General features: G+C 61.7%; 1 protein-coding gene. It reads right to left on the reverse strand.

Annotation, left to right across the window (positions count from 1 at the left end; translation table 11 throughout):
• Window positions 1-399: 399 nt before the first annotated feature.
• Window positions 400-799 (reverse strand): GNAT family N-acetyltransferase (locus tag OKC40_RS22705; protein ID WP_058671088.1); only part of this gene is annotated, 400 nt, incomplete at its 5' end.

The following is a 799-nucleotide window of genomic DNA, read 5'->3' on the forward strand; positions in this document are numbered from 1 at the left end:
TATTGAACTGTCAGGAGCTGGCTGCACAACAGCCATTACGCCCAATCAACTGGTGCAGTCGTCTTCTGAAAATGACATTTGGTATCTCTCATAAACGGATGTTTTTGAGAGAACTATCTTCGGCCTTCACACGCACGAAAGGCGGCGAAGCTCCGCCGTTAATCCGTCCGCCGGAGATCTCGCCCAGGCAGGCTGAAGGCCGAGCAAGCCTGACAGGCCCGAAAAGCCCGGCACGGGCGTCGGCGGCGATGACGGCGGCGGCATTATCCAGGGTTGATGATGGAAGTGGAGGATATCGACAACCTCTCGCGCAACCAAGACATCGCGGTCGGACTGCAAGTGATCTTGAAGCCACGGGCCCGTCCCACCCCGACATGGACCTCGATGCCCGAACGGACGTTAGATTTCGAGTTCTAGGCGTTCTGCGATGAAGGTTGGATCCCAGCCGGGATTGAAAGTGTCGACGTGGGTGAATCCGAGCCGCTCGTATAGGCCACGCAGGTTCGGGTGGCAGTCGAGCCGCAGCTTGGCGCACCCCTGCGTTCGCGCGGCATGGCGGCAAGCCTCGATCAGCGCGGAGCTGACACCCCGGCCCGCATGTGTCCGTCGCACCGCGAGCTTGTGCAGATATGCGGCCTCCCCCTTGAGGGCGTCGGGCCAGAACTCGGGATCCTCGGCCGACAAGGTGCAACAGCCGACGATGCCGTCGCTGCAACTCGCGACTAGGAGCTCGGATCTCAGGACGAAGGTCTCCGCGAATGTCCGGTCGATCCGCGCGACGTCCCAGGCGGGCGTTCCC

Origin of the sequence: Aeromonas sp. QDB11 (genome assembly GCF_027705265.1) — a bacterium.
Classification (GTDB): Bacteria; Pseudomonadota; Gammaproteobacteria; order Enterobacterales; family Aeromonadaceae; genus Aeromonas; species Aeromonas allosaccharophila.